Below are 696 nucleotides of genomic sequence, written 5' to 3' on the forward strand. Positions count from 1 at the left end.
GCACATGAATAACCCGTACCACAACCTTCAGCATGAACTGCATGTCGGGTACTGGTCCCATGTGGTGGCCACAAACGAAAACTCGCTTCGGCCCAAGGCCAGCAACCACTACCTCGTGCAGGGCGATCTGAAGGCTCTGGCCGTGGCCTCGCTGTTCCATGACCACAATCACTCGGGTGGTGCTGAACGAGATACCGTGAACATCCAACGAGCCATCCAGCGCGTGTTCACTCGCGACATCAACCTGATCCTCGAAGACGAGGGAATCAATAAGGAAACGGTGCGCGACCTGATCCGTGTCACCTGTTTCGAGAATGGTGCATTCCGACGCCGCCCGCGTACGCTACTGGAGAAGTCGATCCGCGATGCGGACCTGATGATGGTGTATTCGGACCCGGGTCAGCACGTCGCCACCGGTCTCTTCTACGAAACCGCAGGCTGTCATCCCACCCAGTACGTGGATCGCTCACACGCGTTCCTTGAGAACGCTGAGATGTTCACGCTGATGGGTAAGGAAATGCAGCGCTCGCGTCTCACGCACGCGATCAAGGCGTGGCGTCCCAAGTTTGAGCGTGCCACTCAGTCCATGTAAATAAAGAAGTGTCCACAACTACCCCAAGAGGTTCTTAATGCTGGAACGCGAATTCACGTTCAATCCACCGAACGAATTCATTGAACGCCATGACCCGTACAATC

The 696-nt window shown here is 55.7% G+C and carries 1 protein-coding gene; it reads left to right on the plus strand.

Going from position 1 to position 696, the window contains the following annotated elements; all coding sequences use genetic code 11:
* Window positions 1–592, plus strand: a 592-nt coding sequence (locus AC1RO3_RS07945) for a hypothetical protein (RefSeq protein ID WP_481763921.1), incomplete at its 5' end; no start/stop codon positions are given.
* Between the last annotated feature and the right edge of the window lie 104 nt (window positions 593–696).

The sequence above is a fragment of the Dellaglioa sp. CoH-57-MRSF-19 genome, assembly GCF_056781975.1.